Origin of the sequence: Sorangium sp. So ce381, assembly GCF_051473845.1 — a bacterium.
GTDB lineage: Bacteria > Myxococcota_A > Polyangia > Polyangiales > Polyangiaceae > Sorangium > Sorangium atrum.
In genome coordinates, this window is the sequence record NZ_CP150336.1 from 1,958,265 (window position 1) to 1,975,524 (window position 17,260).

General features: G+C 71.7%; 11 protein-coding genes. 4 read left to right on the forward strand and 7 right to left on the reverse strand.

Annotated features, from left to right (window positions below):
• Positions 1-267: 267 nt before the first annotated feature.
• Positions 268-1,239, reverse strand: coding sequence for an STAS domain-containing protein (locus WMF29_RS07445; RefSeq protein ID WP_437328173.1), 972 nt, complete (start codon positions 1,237-1,239; stop codon positions 268-270).
• Positions 1,240-1,716: 477 nt separating this feature from the next.
• Between WMF29_RS07445 and WMF29_RS07450 the strand changes: the two genes are divergently transcribed.
• Positions 1,717-2,319 (forward strand): hypothetical protein, encoded by a 603-nt coding sequence (locus WMF29_RS07450; RefSeq protein WP_437328174.1) that lies wholly within the window; start codon positions 1,717-1,719, stop codon positions 2,317-2,319.
• Between the two features lie 128 nt (positions 2,320-2,447).
• Here the strand turns inward: WMF29_RS07450 and WMF29_RS07455 are convergent, their stop codons facing one another.
• Together WMF29_RS07455 and WMF29_RS07460 are read right to left on the reverse strand one after the other, a co-directional pair.
• Positions 2,448-3,716, reverse strand: a complete 1,269-nt coding sequence (locus WMF29_RS07455) for an efflux RND transporter periplasmic adaptor subunit (RefSeq protein ID WP_437328175.1) — start codon at positions 3,714-3,716, stop codon at positions 2,448-2,450.
• Complete coding sequence (locus WMF29_RS07460) at positions 3,713-6,880, reverse strand: efflux RND transporter permease subunit (protein WP_437328176.1); 3,168 nt, start codon at positions 6,878-6,880, stop codon at positions 3,713-3,715. Before WMF29_RS07460 ends, WMF29_RS07455 begins: the two co-directional genes overlap by 4 nt.
• A 126-nt stretch (positions 6,881-7,006) precedes the next feature.
• Between WMF29_RS07460 and WMF29_RS07465 the strand changes: the two genes are divergently transcribed.
• Positions 7,007-8,002, forward strand: coding sequence for a LysR substrate-binding domain-containing protein (locus WMF29_RS07465; protein WP_437328177.1), 996 nt, complete (start codon positions 7,007-7,009; stop codon positions 8,000-8,002).
• A 30-nt stretch (positions 8,003-8,032) separates the two neighbouring features.
• Here the strand turns inward: WMF29_RS07465 and WMF29_RS07470 are convergent, their stop codons facing one another.
• The 4 genes from WMF29_RS07470 to WMF29_RS07485 form a co-directional block, all read right to left on the reverse strand.
• A complete protein-coding gene (locus tag WMF29_RS07470) occupies positions 8,033-10,201 on the reverse strand; it encodes a substrate-binding domain-containing protein (protein ID WP_437328178.1) in 2,169 nt (722 codons plus the stop codon).
• Between the two features lie 306 nt (positions 10,202-10,507).
• On the reverse strand, positions 10,508-11,830 hold the full coding sequence (locus WMF29_RS07475; RefSeq protein WP_437328179.1) for a hypothetical protein: 1,323 nt from the start codon (positions 11,828-11,830) through the stop codon (positions 10,508-10,510).
• Positions 11,827-12,894: a hypothetical protein gene (locus WMF29_RS07480; RefSeq protein ID WP_437328180.1), complete on the reverse strand. Its 1,068-nt coding sequence runs from the start codon at positions 12,892-12,894 to the stop codon at positions 11,827-11,829. Before WMF29_RS07480 ends, WMF29_RS07475 begins: the two co-directional genes overlap by 4 nt.
• Positions 12,895-13,221: 327 nt before the next feature.
• Entirely contained in the window at positions 13,222-13,842 is a 621-nt protein-coding gene (locus WMF29_RS07485; RefSeq protein ID WP_437328181.1) for a hypothetical protein, read from the reverse strand.
• Between the two features lie 149 nt (positions 13,843-13,991).
• Here WMF29_RS07485 and WMF29_RS07490 point away from each other — a divergent pair, with 149 nt between their 5' ends.
• Both WMF29_RS07490 and WMF29_RS07495 read left to right on the forward strand, forming a co-directional pair.
• Positions 13,992-15,470 carry a hypothetical protein gene (locus WMF29_RS07490; protein WP_437328182.1) on the forward strand — a complete coding sequence of 493 codons (1,479 nt, stop codon included), beginning with the start codon at positions 13,992-13,994 and terminating at the stop codon, positions 15,468-15,470.
• Positions 15,471-15,528: 58 nt separating this feature from the next.
• Positions 15,529-17,214: a hypothetical protein gene (locus WMF29_RS07495; protein WP_437328183.1), complete on the forward strand. Its 1,686-nt coding sequence runs from the start codon at positions 15,529-15,531 to the stop codon at positions 17,212-17,214.
• The last annotated feature ends 46 nt before the right edge of the window (positions 17,215-17,260 follow it).

A 17,260-nucleotide genomic window follows, 5' to 3' on the forward strand; every position in this document is an offset into this window, starting at 1 on the left:
GGAGAGGCTCGGGGCGCCGCTGCGGCGCGCGAAGGCACGCCCGCGGGGGCGTGACATCGTGACATTGTCACATCGTGACATCGTGACATCCGGCGGGACACCGCTCCAGAGCGGCCCCGCTTCGCCCCCGGCAGGGCAGCGCCGGGGCGCCGCTCCGGGCGGCGGTGGGCGGGCTGCCGGATCGGCGAGGGGCGGTGGAGCGCTTTCCAGGGGGAGGCCGCGGCGCGCGCCATCGCGTGGCGCGGAGCGCCGACGGCGCCGGGGCAGCTACCGCGCGCACATCGCCATGGCGATGCCCGACTGCAAGGTGCTGTACGTGGTGATGCCGCGCAGGTCGACGCCGAGCTGCACCAGGACCTGAGCCATCGACGGTTGAATCCCGGTGACCAGCACGCGGGCCCCGAGGAGCCGCACCGCCTGAGCGGCCCGCACCACGGCGTCCGCGGCCTGCGTGTCGATCGTCTCCACGCCGGTGACGTCCAGGATCACCATCGTGGCGCTCTCCTTCACGACCCCGGCGAGCAGACCCTCCATGATCTGCTCCGAGCGTCGGGCGTCGAGCGGCCCGATCAGCGGCATCGCCAGCACCCCTTTCGCGAGGGGCAGGACCGGTGTGCCGAGGACCCGGATGGTCTCCTGCTGCGCCGCGATCAGCTCGGCGCTCTGCTGCAGCTCCTCGGCCCTGGCCTCTGCCGCCCGCCGCGCCTGCACCTGCTCGGTGATCTCGACGCCGTAGTGGCACACGCCGACGATCTCCCCCGCGCCGCCGCGGACGGGCGCGTACACGATGTTGAACCACCGCAGCTCGTCGCGGCCTTTCTCCGCGTCGTGCAGCTTCACGGGCACCTCGCTGCCGAGGAACGGGTCGCCGGTACGATAAACGCCGTTCACGAGATCCCAGAACCCTCGCGCCTCCTCCTCACCGAGCACCTCGCGGAGCACCTCGCGGAGCGACCTGCCGAGAAGCTGACGGCCGGCGAACGAGGCGGCGTAGGCCGGGTTCACGAGCGAGTATACGAGGTCTTCGCCCCGCCACATGCAGATCGGCGTGCGCGCGTGCATGAGCATGTCATGCAGGCTCTGATGCGTTGCGCGTAGCTCCGCCAGCGCCGCCTGCGACTCCGCCAGCGCTCTCTCCAGCGCCGCTATCCGCCGCTCCGCGCGCTCGGAGGTGGTGACGTTCGCAGGCACCCCCTCTTCAACCCTATCTTCCCCCGTGACGCCGATGCGATCTCTCATCCCGCGATCCGTTGGTGCTCGCTTCTTGTTTGTTGAGCGTGAGCCAAGGTGAACGGCGGTCACGCCAGCGATGGTGCTGTGTCGTGGCGATGGTATGCGAGCGCTCGCCAGGTGTAAATTCTGGCACGGCGCAGCGCCCCGTGTGGGAGATTCTGCTCCTCATCGGGGCCTGCAGCGCGACCAGCGCCGTCTCCTGCTCTCGTGATGACGCGACGCGACCATCCGCGCTCGACCCGTGAGCTGCGCGAGAATGTCGCGGCGGGCAAGCGGCAGGGCAAGTGTCGGGCAAGGTGCTGTCGGCTTTCTGCTCGACGGCGAACTCCTGAGTTTGCTAGCCTGCTTCAGTTGGCCCGCGAGCGCCCAGAGCGCTCGCGAGCACGAGAGCCCTTGGGGACTGGACAGCGCGCGTGGCGCCGGGGACGCGGCGCCGGCGAGCGAACCGCCATCTCCGCAGTATTCTACCGAGAGGAGCTTGTAATGAGAGCTACCACCAGCCTTTCGACCGTCCTCGCGAGCTGCATGGCCGCGCTGCTCTGGACAGGCCATGCGGCGGCAAAAGACCGCGCGCAGGGCGCCGCCGACAACGCGGCGCACAAGGTCGCGTGCCACGACGACACAGAGAGTGTGTTCGTGCTCACAAGCATCGGAGAGGACCAGGTTCTGAGCTACCAGCGGGTGCTGATCGACGCTCCGATCGGCGAGGTCTGGCCGGTGCTCCGCGACGTGGAGTGGTTCGTCGAGGCCGTCCTCCCCGACGTGGCGCCGACGTTCCTGTGGCTGGACGGCGGTGGCCCAGAGACCATCCCGTCACGCTTCCAGTTCTCCGCAGCGGGCAACACGCTCCTCGAGGAGATCATCTACCGCTCCGAGGCGGAGCACCAGATCCTCGTGCGCCTCGTCGAGCCGGTGCTCGGCATGCAGGAGTATTACGCGTTCGGGGACCTGACCCGGGCCTGCGGCAACAAGACCGTGCTGGAGTACACCCGGTATCTCGAGCTGGAGCCCGGCACCGATATCGAGTTCTTCAGAGCCCTGTTCACGCAGGAGTTCATCGACATCCCGGCGTACTTCGCCGAGTAGCGCCGCCGGGCACGGCGATCCGGATCGAACAATCGCCACGACGCCAGGACGGTCGAGGATCGTCTCCTTTCGTCCTCGCGGCGGACCCCCTCCTCGTCACGCCGCCCGCGGCGGGCAGCGCCGGATCGTCACGGAACGACCTCGACCGCCGTCCCCTCGCTCAGCTCCGCGCTCGCGAGCTTCACGATGCGCTCGCTGCCGTCGAGCCCGGTCGACACATGGATCGTCGCGCCCGTGTCGCGCTCGACGACGATCGGCGCGAAGCGGATCCTGCTCCCGGGGTCGACGACGGCCACGCGCAGCCCCTTGGCGTCGTTGTAGAGCGCCGTCGCCGGGATCTCGAGCACGCGGTGCGGCGTGGGCAAGGTCAGCGCGACCTCCGCGTACATGCCCGCGAGGAGCCGGCCGTCGGGGTTCGGCACCCGCACCTCCGTGTTCATCGTCCGGGTCGCCGCGTCGAGCGCGCCGGCCGCGCGCGCGATCGTGCCCTGGAACGGCTGCCCCGCGAACTCGCGCACCGTGACCTTCGCCGGCGCGTCGACCCGCACGCTGGGCGCGACGTCCTGCGGGACGCCCACGAAGACGCGAACGGGGTCGATCGCGGCGATGGTGAAGAGCGGCGTCCCGTTGCCCGCCGTGACCAGCGCCCCGCGCTCGATCGTGCGCGAGGTGACCGTCCCCGCGAACGGCGCGGCGACCTTCGCGAACTTCTTCTGGTCGAGGATGCGCTGGACGTTCGCCTGCTGCGCGGTGATCGCGGCGCGCGCCACGGTGACGCTCGCCTCGGCGACGTGCGCCTGCCCCTGCCGCTGCTCGAGCTCCTCCTGCGGCGCCACGCCCGCGGGGACGAGCTGCTCGTAGCGCTTCACGCTCGACCTCGACAGGTCGCGGTTGGCCTCGGCCTGCACGAGGCCGGCGCTCGCCTGCACGAGCTGCGCGCGGGCCTGCGCGAGCTCCTGATCGAGCTCGGGCGTGTCGATCTCGGCGAGGATCTGCCCCTCCTCGACCTTGTCGCCGATGTCCACGGTCCACTTCCGCACGTAGCCGCTCACGCGCGGGTAGACGACCGTCTCGGCGAGGGGCTGGATGCTCCCGGGCAGGACGAGCGCCCTGTCGCTCGACACCGGCTGCGGCGCGACGACCCCCACGCGCGGGGCCGCGCCCTCGGCGGCCCGCGCCCCCTGCTCGAGCGCGGCGCGGGCGTTCCGGCGGGGCAGGTAGGCGGCGGCGAAGGCCGCGCCGAGCACGACGACGAGGCCCACGCCGAGGGCGAGGCCGCGCGTCCTCGTCAGCACGGCGGGCGGCGGCAGATCGAACCCGAGGTCGTCGGCTGGGCTGCCCGGAGACGGGGGAGCAGACGTCGGGGGGACAGGGGCGCGGCGGGCGGGGGAGCTCATACGTCCTCTGCGAGCAGGTCTCTGGCCGGGGCCTTGTTCCGGAGGAGGCTGTACATCACGGGCACGAAGAAGAGCGTGCTCAGCGTCGCGACGAGGAGACCGCCGATGACCGCGCGCCCCAGCGGGGCGTTCTGCTCGCCGCCCTCGCCCAGGCCGAGCGACATGGGCAGCATGCCGAAGATCATCGCGAGCGCCGTCATGAGCACCGGCCTGAGGCGCGTCATGCCCGCGGCGAGGGCCGCGGTGCCCGCGTCGCGGCCCAGCTTGCGCTGGTCGTTCGCGAACGTCACGACGAGGATGCTGTTCGCCGTGGCGACGCCGACGCACATGATCGAGCCCATGAGCGCGGGCACGCTCAGCGTCGTGTGCGTCACGAAGAGCACCCACGCGATGCCGGCCACCGCGCCCGGGAGCGCCATCAGGATGATGAGCGGGTCGAGCCACGACTGGAAGTTCACGACCATCAGCAGGTAGACGAGCACGACCGCGAAGAGGAGCCCGTAGCCGAGCCCCGTGAACGAGGTGTCCATGCTCTCGGCCTGCCCCTTGATGGTCACCTTCGTCCCGCGCGGCAGCTCGGGCCTGAGCTCGTCCACGACGCGCGCGACGGCGCCCGCGACCGAGCCGAGGTCGGTGCCGTCGACGTTCGCCTGGACGTCGAACGTCCTCGCGACGTTGTAATGGGTGATGTTCGCCGGCCCGGTCGTGCGCGACATCGACGCGACGTTGGACAGGAGCTGGGGGCGGCCGTCGCCGGTCGACAGCGGCGTCGTGTTCACGTCGTCGATGGACCCCATCGCGTACTGGGGCGTCTGCACGGCGACGAGGTACTGCACGCCGCGCTTGTCCAGCCAGTAGGTCGGCGACGTCTGTCCGCTCGACGAGAGCGAGACCAGCACGTCGCTCGCCACGTCCCGCTGGCTGAGCCCCAGCTGGTCGGCCATGGTGCGGTCGACGTCGATGCGGAGCTGCGGCCTCGCCGGCACCTGCGCGAGGTGGACGTCGACGGCGCCGGGGATCCTCTCCATGCGATCGGCGATCTTCAGCGCGACGGCGTAGGTCTCGTCCTCCTTGCCGATCGGGCCGACGACCTGGACGTTGATCGGCGCCGCGAGGCCGAAGTTCAGCACCTGCGTCGAGATGTCGGGGGCGAGGAAGAAGAACGTCGTGTCGGGGTACGCCGCGTTGAGCTTCGCGCGGAGCGCCCGGACGTGGTCGGCGGTGGGCCGGTGGTGCTCCGCGAGCGCGATGAAGATCTGGCCGTCGGCCGACGAGATCTGCGCGCCCTCGCTGAGCGACAGGTTGATGCCGCTCGCCGGGATCCCGATGCTGTCGAGCATCGTGCGGATCTCGCCCGGCGGGAGCGCCCCGCGGATGGTCTCCTCGATCCGGGCGAAGCGCCGCTCGCTCTCCTCGAGGCGGGTGCCCGGCGGGCCGCGCACGTGGAGCTTGATGAGCCCCGCGTCGACGGTCGGGAAGAAGTCGCGGCCGAGGAGCGGGATCAGCGCGACCGAGGCGGCGACGAGCGCAAGGAACGCCCCGACGAACAGGGCGCGGTGCGCGAGCGCCCACGCGAGCCACCCGCCGTACGCCGCCCGCAGCCGGTCGAAGGCGCGGTTGAACGCGGCGAAGACGCGCCCGAAGAGGCCTTGGGGAGCGGCGTGGCCGTGCGCGTGCTCCGCCGCCTCGCGCTCGAGCAGCAGGCGCACGAGCGTCGGGACGAGCGTCCGCGACAGGAAGTACGACGTGAGCATGGCGAAGACGACCGCCATGGCCATCGGCACGAAGAGCGACCGCGCGGCGCCGGTGATGAAGGCGACCGGCACGAAGACGATGCAGATGCAGAGCGTGGAGACGAGCGCCGGGACGGCGATCTCCTGCGCCCCGTCGACGATGGCGCGGAGGAACGGCTTCCGCTGCGCGAGGTTCCTGTGGATGTTCTCGATGGCCACGGTCGCGTCGTCGACGAGGATCCCGACGGCGAGCGCCATCCCGCCGAGCGTCATCACGTTGAGCGTGTGGCCGAGGGCGTTCAGGGCAATGATCGAGACGAGGATCGAGAGCGGGATGCTGATGACGACGATGAGCGTGCTGCGCCAGCTCCCGAGGAACAGCACGATCATGAGCGCCGTGAGCCCCGCGGCGATCAGCGCTTCGTGCACGACCCCGGAGACCGCGGCGCGGACGAACACGGACTGATCGAAGAGCAGCGAGACCTTGAGCTCCTTCGGGAGCTTCTCCAGCGTGGCGGGCAGCATCGCGTGGATGCGCGAGGCGACGTCGAGCGTGCTCGCGCTCCCGTTCTTGAGGATGCTCAGGAGCACGCTGCGCTTGCCCTCGACGTGCACCATGTTCGTCTGCGGCGCGCTCCCGTCGCGCACGCTCGCGACGTCGCGGAGGTACACGGTCCTGCCGTTCACGGTCCTGAGCGGCAGCTTGCCGAGCTCCTCGAAGGCCGCGGGGCTGCTGTTCAGGATGACGGGGTACTCGTTCTCCCCCATCTTCGCCGTGCCGGAGGGCAGGATGACGTTCTGCAGCCCGAGCGCCGCGTTCACGTCGCGCGGCGACAGCCCCCAGGCGAAGAGGCGCTGGGGGTCGATGTCGACCATGATCTGCCGCTGCTTCCCGCCGTAGGGGTACGGGATCTGCGTGCCCCGGATCGTGGCGATGTCGGCGCGGATGAAGTTGACCGCGTAATCGAAGAGCTGCTGCTCGCTCAGCGACTCGCTCTCCAGCGCGGCCTGGAGGATCGGCACGTTGGAGGCGCTGTAACGGATGATGAGCGGCGGGCTGATCCCCGGCGGCATCTGGCGGATCGCGGTCTGCGAGATCGCCGTGACCTGCGCCGTGGCGGCCTCGATGCTGGCCCCGGGCTGGAGGAAGATCTTGATGATCGAGATGCCGGTGAGCGACTGGCTCTCGATGTGATCGATGTCGTTGACGGTCGTGGTGAGGAAGCGCTCGTAATTGTTGACGATGCGCTTCTCCATCTCCTCGGGGGGGAGACCGCCGTAGTTGAAAATTACAGACAGGACCGGGATGTCGATGTCGGGAAAGATGTCCGTCGGCATCCGGGCGACGGTGAACACGCCCAGGATGACGATCAGCATCGACATCACGATGAACGTGTACGTGCGTTGAAGCGCGATCCGGACGAGCCACATGGGCCAATTCCCGTCCCCCTCCGGAGCGCCCCGGCCGGGGGTGGCGCCTGAGGGCAGGCTCCGCATTTAGGGTGCCCGTGACGTTCGTCCAATCTATTCTTTCGTATCACACGATACCTTCAAGGTATGGATCTGCGCCACCTCCGGTACTTCACGGCCGTCGCCGAGGAGCGGCACTTCGGCCGCGCGGCGCAGCGGCTCGGCATCGCCCAGCCGCCGCTGAGCCGGCAGATCCAGGATCTCGAGTCCGAGCTCGGGTTCTCGCTCTTCGATCGCTCGCGGCGGCGCGTCGAGCTGACGCCCGCGGGCGCGGTGTTCCTCGCCCATGTCCGGCGGGTCTTCGACGCGCTCGATCTCGCGGTGCACGAGGCCCGGCGCGCGAGCGTGGGCGAGACCGGGCGCCTCGTGGTCGGCTACCTGTCGTCGCTCGCGTACAGCGGCATCACCGAGCTGGTCCGCACCTTTCGCGGGGAGCTGCCCGCGGTGGAGCTCGCGCTGCGCGAGATGCCGCCGCAGGAGCAGATCGAGGCGCTCAAGGACGGGCGCATCGACGTCGGCTTCGTGAGGGCGCCGCTCCACGACGCCCGGCTCGCGTCCGAGTGCGTCCGGCGCGAGCCGCTCCTCGTCGCCCTGCCGGCCGACCACCCGCTCGCCGCGCGGAAGCGCATCCCGCTCGAGCTCCTGTCGCGCGAGCCGTTCGTCGTGTTCCCGCGCCAGCGCGGGTCGGCCTTCTTCGACCTGGTGATGGGGCTCTGCCGCGAGGCGGGCTTCTCCCCGCGCATCGCGCAGGAGGCGCTGCACCTCGACATCCTGAGCCTGGTGGCCGCGGGCTTCGGCGTCTCTATCCTGCCGGAATCCATCAAGAATGTCGGGCGCAAGGGGCTCGCGCTGCGGCCGATCGTCGGCGCGCCGTCGACCGACCTGCTCGTCGCGTGGCGCGCCGACGACGCCTCACCCACGCTCCGGCAGTTCCTGTCGTTCGTGCGGCGGGTCGGCGTCAGCGTCCGCGTCAAAAGGCGCAAGCCGCGCGCTGCGCGCGGCGCGCCGGGGGAAGCGGGGGAAGGCAAGCGCGGCCGCCGCGCCCGCGGGGCCGCCGCGGCGAGGCCAGACGCAGCGGAATAGCGGAGCCGAGGCGCGGCGCGCGCCGGGGGCTCAGGCGCGGGGGCCCGGCGGCGCCTTGAGCGGCTGCCGCCTGCCGCGCAGCGCCGAGAGCGCGCTGCCGAGGGTCTGGTGGAGCGTCATGCCCTGGAGGTCGATGCCGAGGCGGATGAACCCCTGCGCGACCTGCGGCCGCATCCCCACGACGATGACCTCGGCGCCGAGCAGGAGGGCGGCGCGGGTCGTCTTCATCAGCGACGCCGCGACCTGCATGTCGGCGAAGGGCACGCCGGTGATATCCATCAGCAGCACCTCGGCTTCCTGGCGGCTGAGCTCCGCGAGCACCACCTCGAGCACGTGGCGCGCGCGCTCCAGATCGATGGCGCCGACGAGCGGCACGAGCAGCACGCCCTGATCGAGCGGGATGACCGGGCACCCGAGCTGGCGCACGTTGTCCGCGAGGGCGCGCTCGCGCTCGTAGGCGGCGCGCGCCTGCTGCTCCTGCTCGATCAGCGACTCGATCAGCGCCGCGCGCTCGAGCGCCGCGGTGAGCATCGCCACCCACATCTCCATGTCCCGGTGATCCAGCCCGAGCGGGCTGCTCACCGGGGCGCAGACGGCGAGGACGCCGCGATCCTCCCCCTCGCCGCGGAGCGGGATGAGCCGGAGGACGTGGTCGTCGCGCTGGGCGGCGGCAGGCAGCCACTCGCGGCGCGGGAACGCCTCGGCCGCGACGCGCGCGCCCGCTTCCGGCGAGGCGGCCGTCGCCCCGGGGGAGCAGCTCTCGACGACCCGCAGCGCGCGGCCCGTGTCCCCGGGCGCTTCCCACACGGCGAGGCAACCCCAGCTCATCTGCACGGCGGAGAGCCAGCTCAGCTTGCTCCCGCCGCCGCCCGCGTCCTCCAGGAGCGTCTCCCGGATGACGAGGTTGATGTCGAGCAGGCCGTTCAGGTAGTCGGCGCGGGCCGCCTCGATGGCCACCCGGCCCTCCATCATGGCGCGCCGGGCCGCCCGGATGTACGCCGCGACGCGCCGCTCTGCGGCGGCGTCCCCCGCGCCGCGGAGCATCCTCTGGCCGGCCCGCTCCAGCCGGTCGATCATCTCGAGGAGCTGGTCGATGTCGGGCATCTGCTCCGCGGCCTCTCGCCAGGCCCTCTCCAGCTCCGCGACGGCGGGGCCGGGCCTGCCCCAGACGGCTGCCTCGAGCCCGAGGACCACCTCCGTCGCCCCGGGCCAGGCCTCTTCCGGCGGCGAGCTCGGATCGAGGGACGTCGAGGCGCTCGCGAGCGCGGCGAGCTCCCGCGCGAGCGCGCCGGACGGCGCGGCGGCGCTGCGGGACGACGGGGGCCCGCTGGCCGGCGCGGCGGCGCTGCGGGACGACGGGGGCGCGTCGCGCAGCGCCGGGGCGGGCGAGCAGCCGCAGGAGCGGCGCAGGACCAGGGTCGTCGGCGCGATGTGCCCCGCGCAGGGGAGCTCCCGCCCGGCGAGGAGGTCGATGAGCAGCTCGGCGGCCGTCCTGCCGAGCCGGTCGAACCGCTGGCGGACCGTCGTCAGCGGCGGCGAGGCGTACCGGGCCGCCTCGATGTCGTCGAACCCGACGAGCGCGATGTCCTCGGGGACGCGGATGCCTGCCTCGGCGAACGCGTCGAGGACCCCGAGCGCCTCCTTGTCGGCCGACATGAACATCGCGGTGCAGGTGACGCCGTCTTCCAGCAGGCGCTGCACGGCGAGCCGGCCGCTCGCCCGCTCGTTGTTCGGGAGATCGAAGACGAGGTCGGGGTCGAACGAGATGCCGCGCTCCTCGAGCGCGTCCCGGTAGGCCTGGAAGCGCTGCCGGATGTCCTCGTGCGCCATGTGGCCAGCGAAGACGATCCGCTCGTGCCCGTGGTCGAGCAGGTGGCGTACGGCCGAGAGGGCGCCACCGTGGTTGTCGGGCAGGACGTAGGGACAGCGCGCGTCCTCGTCTGCGCGCGCGCTGAGGGTCACGACGGGCCGGCCGTCGTCGAGGAAGGGATCGAGTTCCGCCGCGTCGATGAGCGCGATCCACCCGTCGACCTGGTCTCGCGCGAGCCGCAGCCTGTGAACGTCTCGCGGGGACGCCCTGATGGCGAGCACCCGATATCCGGCGCGCGCGGCGGCCGACTGGATACCGCCGAGAAGCTCGCAAACATAGCTGCCCCAGATGTCGGGGCACATGATGCCGATGGCTCTATCGGGCGACATGGTGGCAGGATCCTCGGTGGTCCTCAGCGCCGGCGCTCCGTCGTGACGCGATCCCAAGCGGAAATGGGTAGCACGGTGCACCCGTGTGGCCATGCCGCTTCTGCGGCGCGCCCGCGGCGGGAGCGCATCCGCGGTGTCACGTCCGGCTCCCGGTCGTCTGCTGATGGCTAGCGGCGCTGTGCGGCAAGCAGCGAGAGTATCGGACGGACGGCTTCGCTTGTCAGCACCGTTCGGCGGGGGGTGAGGGCGGTAGGCGAGGGCACGTCGGCGGGCGACCTCATGGCGCCGGAGCCCTGCTGGACGATGTCATGGCCTCTCGTGTCCGGCCTCCGACGCGCACTTCTCGTCCTCGGACGAGCACACCTTGCCTGTGCGGAGATCCACGAAGTACCAGGCCAGCGTCATCAGCATCGGGGAGGTGTTGCACGGCGGGGCGAGGTGCATCCGGACGTGCGCGCTCGCCCTGTCGACGCTCTCGGGCCGGAAGGCGATGCAGGAGGCGCCGGCGGGCCCTCGTCGCTTCAGCGCCCAGGCCCTGGCCAGGAGGACGGCCCTTTGCCCCTTCCGCTCCAGGTCCTGGAGAAATCGCTCGATGGGCACGTAGGCCTTGCCGTCGTGCCACATCGCCGCGCCGCGCCGCATATCGACGCGGAATCGCTCCGTCGTGCACAGGGTGCTCGCCGGGGAGCAGGTCTCGTCGGCTCGCGCGATGAGATCGAAGACGTGGCCGTGGGATGCCTCCAGCGTGAGCGAATCGACCCCGGACCACTTCCATTCGAGCAGCTGGCCGAGCGCGATGACCGCCGGGTGATGGTCCCTGTACCAGCTCGCCTTGAACGCTCCGTAGCCGCGGAGCTCGCCGTTGTCGTCCCACGAGAGCTCGTGCGTGCGCCTGTCGACGCGGAAGCGCGCGAGCCGTTTGCGGCCGTCGGACGAGAGCACGGACACGTGGAGGTGCGTGGCCGTCTCGTCCTCGACGTGGAGCGCGGTCGTGCCTCCCCAGTCGATGGCGTCGTCGATGAAGCGCTTCTCCAGCGCCGAGACGGCCGCTCTCAGCGACTCCTCGCGCGCCGCGAGGAACTCGCGCATCGGCCGGGGCGTAGCTTCGTCCCACCAGCGCACGGTGCCAGCGCGCCTGTCGACGGCGAACGTGGCGAACGGCGCGAGGCGCGCGCTGAACGGAGCGCACTGGACGGGGCCGCGTTCCCGCCGATGCAGCGCGACCATCGCCAGCCCGGCTGCGTCCTGCTCCGGCGCCAGCTCCCAGCACTCCGCCGGCAGCTTCTCCACGCTCACCCGCGGCGTCAGCCACGTGTCCTGATCGCCGGCCGCGCCCGATCTCGGGGCGGCGAAGAACGGGGCGAGCGCCTCTCTCACGAGGTCCGTGGCGTCGTCCGCCGGGGGGGCCGTTGAGAGGGCCGTGGGAGCGCCGTGCGTCACGTGCCGCGCTGCCGGCCGAGGTCCCAGAGGTCCTCTCGCCTCGGGCGCGGGCGCCGCGCACGCCGTGAGCGCGAGCGACAGGCAGGCCGCGCAAGAGAGGGCCAGTCCGCGCAGGCGCCGCCACGCCGGCCGCGCGATCGCCGCGGTGAGCGTCCTGCTTTCGACCGAGCCGCTGCCCGGACCTCTCATGGCTTCACCCTCGAAAACACGCGCTCGACGCAGCGGTCCGCGCCCTGCTTCGCCAGGAGGACGTGGGTAGTCGCGGTCGACCGGGCGAGGCCCGGGCGCGTCAGCCACAGCTCCACGTCCTCGCACGTCGTGGGATCCTCCCCGTCGGGGCCCCCGCACGCGCCGAGCTGCGGTGTCGACGCGAGCCCTGGCAGCGCTGCGCGCAGCTCCCGGTGCCAGCGCTCGCCTGCGGACGGCGATGCCGCTGGACAGAGCCAGCGCTCGGCCTCTGCCCACTCGAGCCCGAGCCAAGCGTACACGAACGACTCCGCGTCAGGGGCGAGGGGCGGCGCTCGACGCACGCTGTCGCCTTCCACCGTGTAGCGCGCGGCGAGGGCGTCCCAGCGCGGGTACCATGGGAGGAAGGTCGGGTCGCCTGTCCAGCGCAGCGTGAAGCCCCTGGCCGACACCGCGAGGGTGTAGCCGGCCGGCATGTGGAATCGGAGGCTGTTCGCGAAGGCCGCGCGCGGGTGCAGCGGGTCTGTTCCCTCCAGCAGCACCCTCGTGGTCAGCGTCCTCCAGAGCGAGACACAGGACGACTCCGCGCTCGAGACGGTCAGCGCCCAGCGCCCCTTCGGTTGGTCCGTGAGGAAGCCATAAGACAGCCGGTTCCCCTCGGACGTCCACTCCGACGGATCGCTCTCGTGGGCGAGCGCGAGGCGAAAGCCCGCCCGGCCCTGCTCGAAGACGTAGAGAGACGAGTCCTCGCCGCACGGGACCGCGAGCGTGACGAGCGCGACCCGGAGCTCGGGGTGCGCCGCGGGCTGCTCGATGCGGACGTCGAGCAGGCTGCCCCACCGCCGTTCCTCGCCGGCGGGGCGGACGCCGAGCCGCTCCAGCTCCGCCATCGCGCGCTCGCGTGCGGCGGCCGGCGCGCCCTCGGCCGCGTCGAGCGCGCGCCCGACGACGCCTAGGAGCTCGGCCTTCAAGGCGCGGAGCAGCGCGGGAGCTCCCGCGGGGGGCGCGCTCAGCCCGATCCCTGCCGCGCTTGTGTCGAGCGCGGCGAGCGCCTGCATCGTGGCCACGACATCGGGTGGAACCGGCGCTTCACCCGGGGCGGGAAGCGTCGCTTGCCCTGGCGGGGGCGCCGGCGTCCTCTGGCGCTCCGCGGGCACCGGGCGCGGTGGTGTTGAGCCTTCCTGCCGAGGCGGCGCGAGTGGCCGGCGCGCTCCGGTCACGGGCGGAGTTCCGGGTGGAGCTCCTCCCGTGCAGGCGAGTTGCCAGAGCAGCGCGGCGGCCAGGACGCCGCCTCCGGCGCGCAAGCGAGGAGCTCGGGATGGGCTCGGGGACATCGGCGCAGCCTAACGCCGATCCCGGGTCTCCGATTCCTTCGGCAGCGCCTTGGTCGCGGGTCAGGTCCCGTGAGGCGACTCTTGCTCGGAGTGCGGCGACCCTTGCTCGGAATCGCTCGAGAAGAGAAACGCCTGCTGTTCGAGGACCACCCGCCCCTTGCGCTTTGGCCGGCGCGGCGGCGCCCCGGCCTCCGTCGGCTCGCCCTCGGTCCGCTCGGCGCAGCGCGGGCAGACGGCCGGCGGCGGAGCGGGCGGCTCCGGCGCCGCGATCTCGAGCCGGGGAGGCGAGGGGGGTTCCGGCGCCGCCTCGGGCTGCGGCGCTTCGACCGGATCCGCCCGCTCGATCTCGGCGCGACCGCGCGCGTGCTCGGCGGTGACCAGGGCGCGGAGGGCGCGGGCGGCGGCGCGGTGCTCGGCGGCGGCCCGGCGCAGGCGCGCGACGAGCTCCAGCGCTGCCCGCGGCGGCGCGTGGAAGCGGGCGCGCTCGCGGTGCGCGCAGCCGTCGTAGGCGCCGCCGCTGCTGCCGCAGTCGATGCAGATGAGATCGAGCGCGAGCGGCTCCCGGACGGCGGAGATCGGCTCGTCCGCCGCGGTGTCGTCGGGCGGGATCGCGTCGATGGGTTCCTCGGCGGACGGCAGCTCTTCGACGACGACGGCGGCGGCGGCCTTGCGGGAGCGCATGCCGATCGGCTAGCAGATCATTGAACGGATGTACAGGTGTAGCTGGTGTTCGCGGCGCGGTGGGCCGTCCGGGAGCGGCGGACGCCCGGGCATGGCGTACCAAGGAAACGCCTGTGTCCGCCGTGTCCTCTGTGGTTGAATCCCTGTTCATGGCTCAGGATGCGGTCACGCCGCTCGGCAGGGAGGCGCTCTCGCAGTACACCCGCGATGAGCTGATCGACCTGGCTGACCGCGAGCTGGCCCGCACGGCGGAACCGCTCGTGTTCCTCGCGGAGGCGTCGCGAAGTGAAGCCGCGCTCGACGACCGGATCGCGTCGCTCTACGAGCGCGCGCTGCGGTCTCCGTCTCCGCTGGTCAGGTTCCATGCGGCCTGGTGCGTCTACGACACCAGAGCTTGTTGGGCCCGGTTCATCCCCGTCCTGCAGGCCGCCCGCGAGGCCGAGGACGACGAGCCGAACCGGGAGAACATCGATGTCGTGATCGACCTTCTGCAGACCGAGCTCCGTGAGGAGGAAGAGGAGCAGATCCGGTGGGCGCACCCGGGGCTCGCTCGCATCGAGTACGACGTGACCAGGCGACGATCGCTGTCCAGCGAGGAGCGCGCGGCGCTCACGCAGGCCGTCGACTTCCTGCGCATGCCGTACGATATCTACCATTGGTACTCCGAGCGAAGCCTGAACATGTCACTGGAGCGCGCGCTCACGTCGCTTCGCCAGCTCGAGCGCTGGTGGGACGAGATCGCGCCTTCGTTCCAGTCCGAGGCCCCCTATCGACACGCGGATCCGTTCATGGACGAGGACGGCATCCACCCGCTCGGGGCCTACATCATCAGCAGCCAGTTCCTGTGGCATTATCACGAATCGGACCAGGCGGAGCGCCATCTCCTCCGCTCCTTCCACCTAGCGGAGACGCTCATGACGCGGGGGCGGGGCGGAGCGGCTCAGGTCATGCCGCGCGCGCCTCTGAAGGAGCGATATCTGGACAACGTCTCGCGGGCCTACCACGACCCGCGCCTCTACACGGTCAATCAATTCTACCTGGGAGAGCTCTACGAGCGCCGGGGCGCTCATGAGCAGGCCGCGCGGCACTACGCGCGCTTCGCCGAGCTCGAGCCCGATTTCTCCCCGAGGAACTCGTACGCTTCCCACCCGGATTACTACGACGTCAAGCGGTTCTATCCGGGGACGGTCGAGGCGTACGGCAGGCTCGGGAACCTGTACCGCGATCGGCTGGGCAATCCGGATCGAGCGCGGTTCTACTATGAGAAGGCCCTGCGGCTGAGCCCGTCGCACCACACCCCTCATCGAGATTATGCGCGCCTCCTGCAGGAGGCCGATCCTTGCGGAGCGCTCGACCTCCTGCGGCAGGAGATCGAGGTGTTGACCTCCTATCCGGATCCCGACCCGAGCCCGAACTCGCGCTGTCTTCCGTTCGAGCCTCGGGAGGTGGTCGAGCGGTTCCATGCATGGCGCTCTCACCCGATGGCGCCGCGCCACGACGTGGACGTCATGGCGCGGTCGGTCCTCCGGTTCCTGAAGCGCCTGTCCGTCGAGCCGTACCGGTTTGCGTACTCCGAGTGGAATGAGCTCGCGCAGCAGGTGGAGAGCGCCTCGTCTCCGAGCGCGTGACCCCCGGCGCCGTCGTGGCGCTGCGTCCTGCGGGGGGCCGACGTGGTAGCCTGCCGGCATGATCCTCCCGCTCGCGCCGCTCGTGCAGAGGAGCGCGCTGCCCCGGCCAGCCCGGGGCGTCCGGCTCGCGCGCGGGGCCTTCCTCGCCGGGGCGGCCGCGGCCTCCCTCGCGCTCGGCTGCCAGGGCATCCTCGGCATTCACGACGTCTCGCGCGACGGGGCCGGCGGTGAGGGCGGCGCCGGTGGCGCGGCCGCGTCGGGCGGAGGCGGGGGCGGCGAGGTGTCCGCGCACGGCAGCGGCGGCAGGGCGCCCCAGGCGGGCTTCTCGATCGCGCTCGACCCGGCGGCGGCGCGCGTGGTGCGCGGCGGCTCGGTATCGCTCACCATCGCCGTCACCCGCTCGGACGACTTCGCTGGCGACGTCGAGCTCTCGCTGTCGGGCCTGCCGAGCGGCGTTTCGGCGAGCCCGGTCGTGGTCCCGGGCGGCGAGGCCACAGGCGCGCTCACGCTGAGCGCGGAGCCGCTCGCGACGCTCGGCGGCGCCGCGCCCTCGCTCGTGGCCAGCGCGCCCGGGCAGGAGGACCAGGTGGTGCCGCTCTCCCTCCTCGTCGCCGATCCACCGGGGACGCTCGATCAGTCGTTTGATGGCGATGGAATCGCGACCAGCGGAACGCCCCACGAGGCGCGCGCCATCGTCGTCCAGGAAGACGGCAAGATCCTCGTCGCCGGCAACGACGGAGAGACCTGGGGGCTCATGCGCTTCCTGCCGGGCGGCGTGCTCGATCCGGAGTTCGGCACAGCGGGCCTCGTCGTCGGCCAGGAAGGAACGGTCAAGTCGCTCGCTCTCCAGCCGGACGGGCGCATCCTGGCCGTGGGGACGCGGAAGGACCAGCTCACGGTGGTCCGATTCAACGCGAGCGGCGGGATCGATCAGGCCTTTGGCGCCAGCGGGGTCGCGAGGCTCGATCCTGCCTCGATCAGCGGCTCCGAGGGCTTCGACGCCGCCGTCGAGAGCGACGGCGGGATCATCGCCGCCGGCGTCGGGAAGCCGGGCAACCGCGGCATCGTCGTGCGGTTCTCTTCCATGGGCGATGTCGATCGCGACTTCGGCGGCTCGGGCCTCGTCTCGTTCGAGAATCGCCCGCTGCACTCGGTCGCGCTCGGAGAGGACGGGCAGATCGTCGCAGGAGGGACCGAGCGGGACGCGGGCCCGACCTTCCTCGCGGTGCGGCTCGATCGCGACGGGGCGCTCGATCCCGACTTCGGAATGGGCGGCATCGCCTATCTCTCGCAGACGCCGTACAACGATAACGACCTCGCCCTCGGGAGCGACGGCAAGCCGATCCTGATCGGATATGCGCTCGACGGCGTGAACCACTACGCTTTCGCGCGCTTCAACGCGGACGGCTCGGCGGACACGACGTTCGGCGGGACCGGCATGGTGAACGCGAGCGGCACGGAGAAGCCGTATGTGCGGGGCTATGGCGTCGCCCTCCAGGCCGACGGCAAGATCCTCGGCGCGGTCGCGGGAGGCACCGGGGCTTCGGGCATCACGGCCTCGATCCTGCGGCTCCTGCCGGACGGCACCATGGACGCCGGATTCGGCACCTCGGGCGCGGTCGTGCTCGACGACCATCCGGACGAGAACTACCTCTACGCCGTCGCCGTCCAGCGCGACGGCCGCATCGTGGCCGCGGGGAAGCGGTCGACCCTGGGGCTCATGGTCGTGCGCGTCTGGGATTAGCCCTCTCGCTCGGCGTGGGACGGCTGGTCGCGGGCGCCCTGCTCGT

Coding starts and splice junctions, on each gene's coding strand:
- WMF29_RS07445 (WP_437328173.1), bottom strand. CDS start 1,239: ATGAGAGATCGCATCGGCGTCACGGGGGAAGATAGGGTTGAAGAGGGG.
- WMF29_RS07450 (WP_437328174.1), top strand. CDS start 1,717: ATGAGAGCTACCACCAGCCTTTCGACCGTCCTCGCGAGCTGCATGGCC.
- WMF29_RS07455 (WP_437328175.1), bottom strand. CDS start 3,716: ATGAGCTCCCCCGCCCGCCGCGCCCCTGTCCCCCCGACGTCTGCTCCC.
- WMF29_RS07460 (WP_437328176.1), bottom strand. CDS start 6,880: ATGTGGCTCGTCCGGATCGCGCTTCAACGCACGTACACGTTCATCGTG.
- WMF29_RS07465 (WP_437328177.1), top strand. CDS start 7,007: ATGGATCTGCGCCACCTCCGGTACTTCACGGCCGTCGCCGAGGAGCGG.
- WMF29_RS07470 (WP_437328178.1), bottom strand. CDS start 10,201: ATGTCGCCCGATAGAGCCATCGGCATCATGTGCCCCGACATCTGGGGC.
- WMF29_RS07475 (WP_437328179.1), bottom strand. CDS start 11,830: ATGAGAGGTCCGGGCAGCGGCTCGGTCGAAAGCAGGACGCTCACCGCG.
- WMF29_RS07485 (WP_437328181.1), bottom strand. CDS start 13,842: ATGCGCTCCCGCAAGGCCGCCGCCGCCGTCGTCGTCGAAGAGCTGCCG.
- WMF29_RS07490 (WP_437328182.1), top strand. CDS start 13,992: ATGGCTCAGGATGCGGTCACGCCGCTCGGCAGGGAGGCGCTCTCGCAG.
- WMF29_RS07495 (WP_437328183.1), top strand. CDS start 15,529: ATGATCCTCCCGCTCGCGCCGCTCGTGCAGAGGAGCGCGCTGCCCCGG.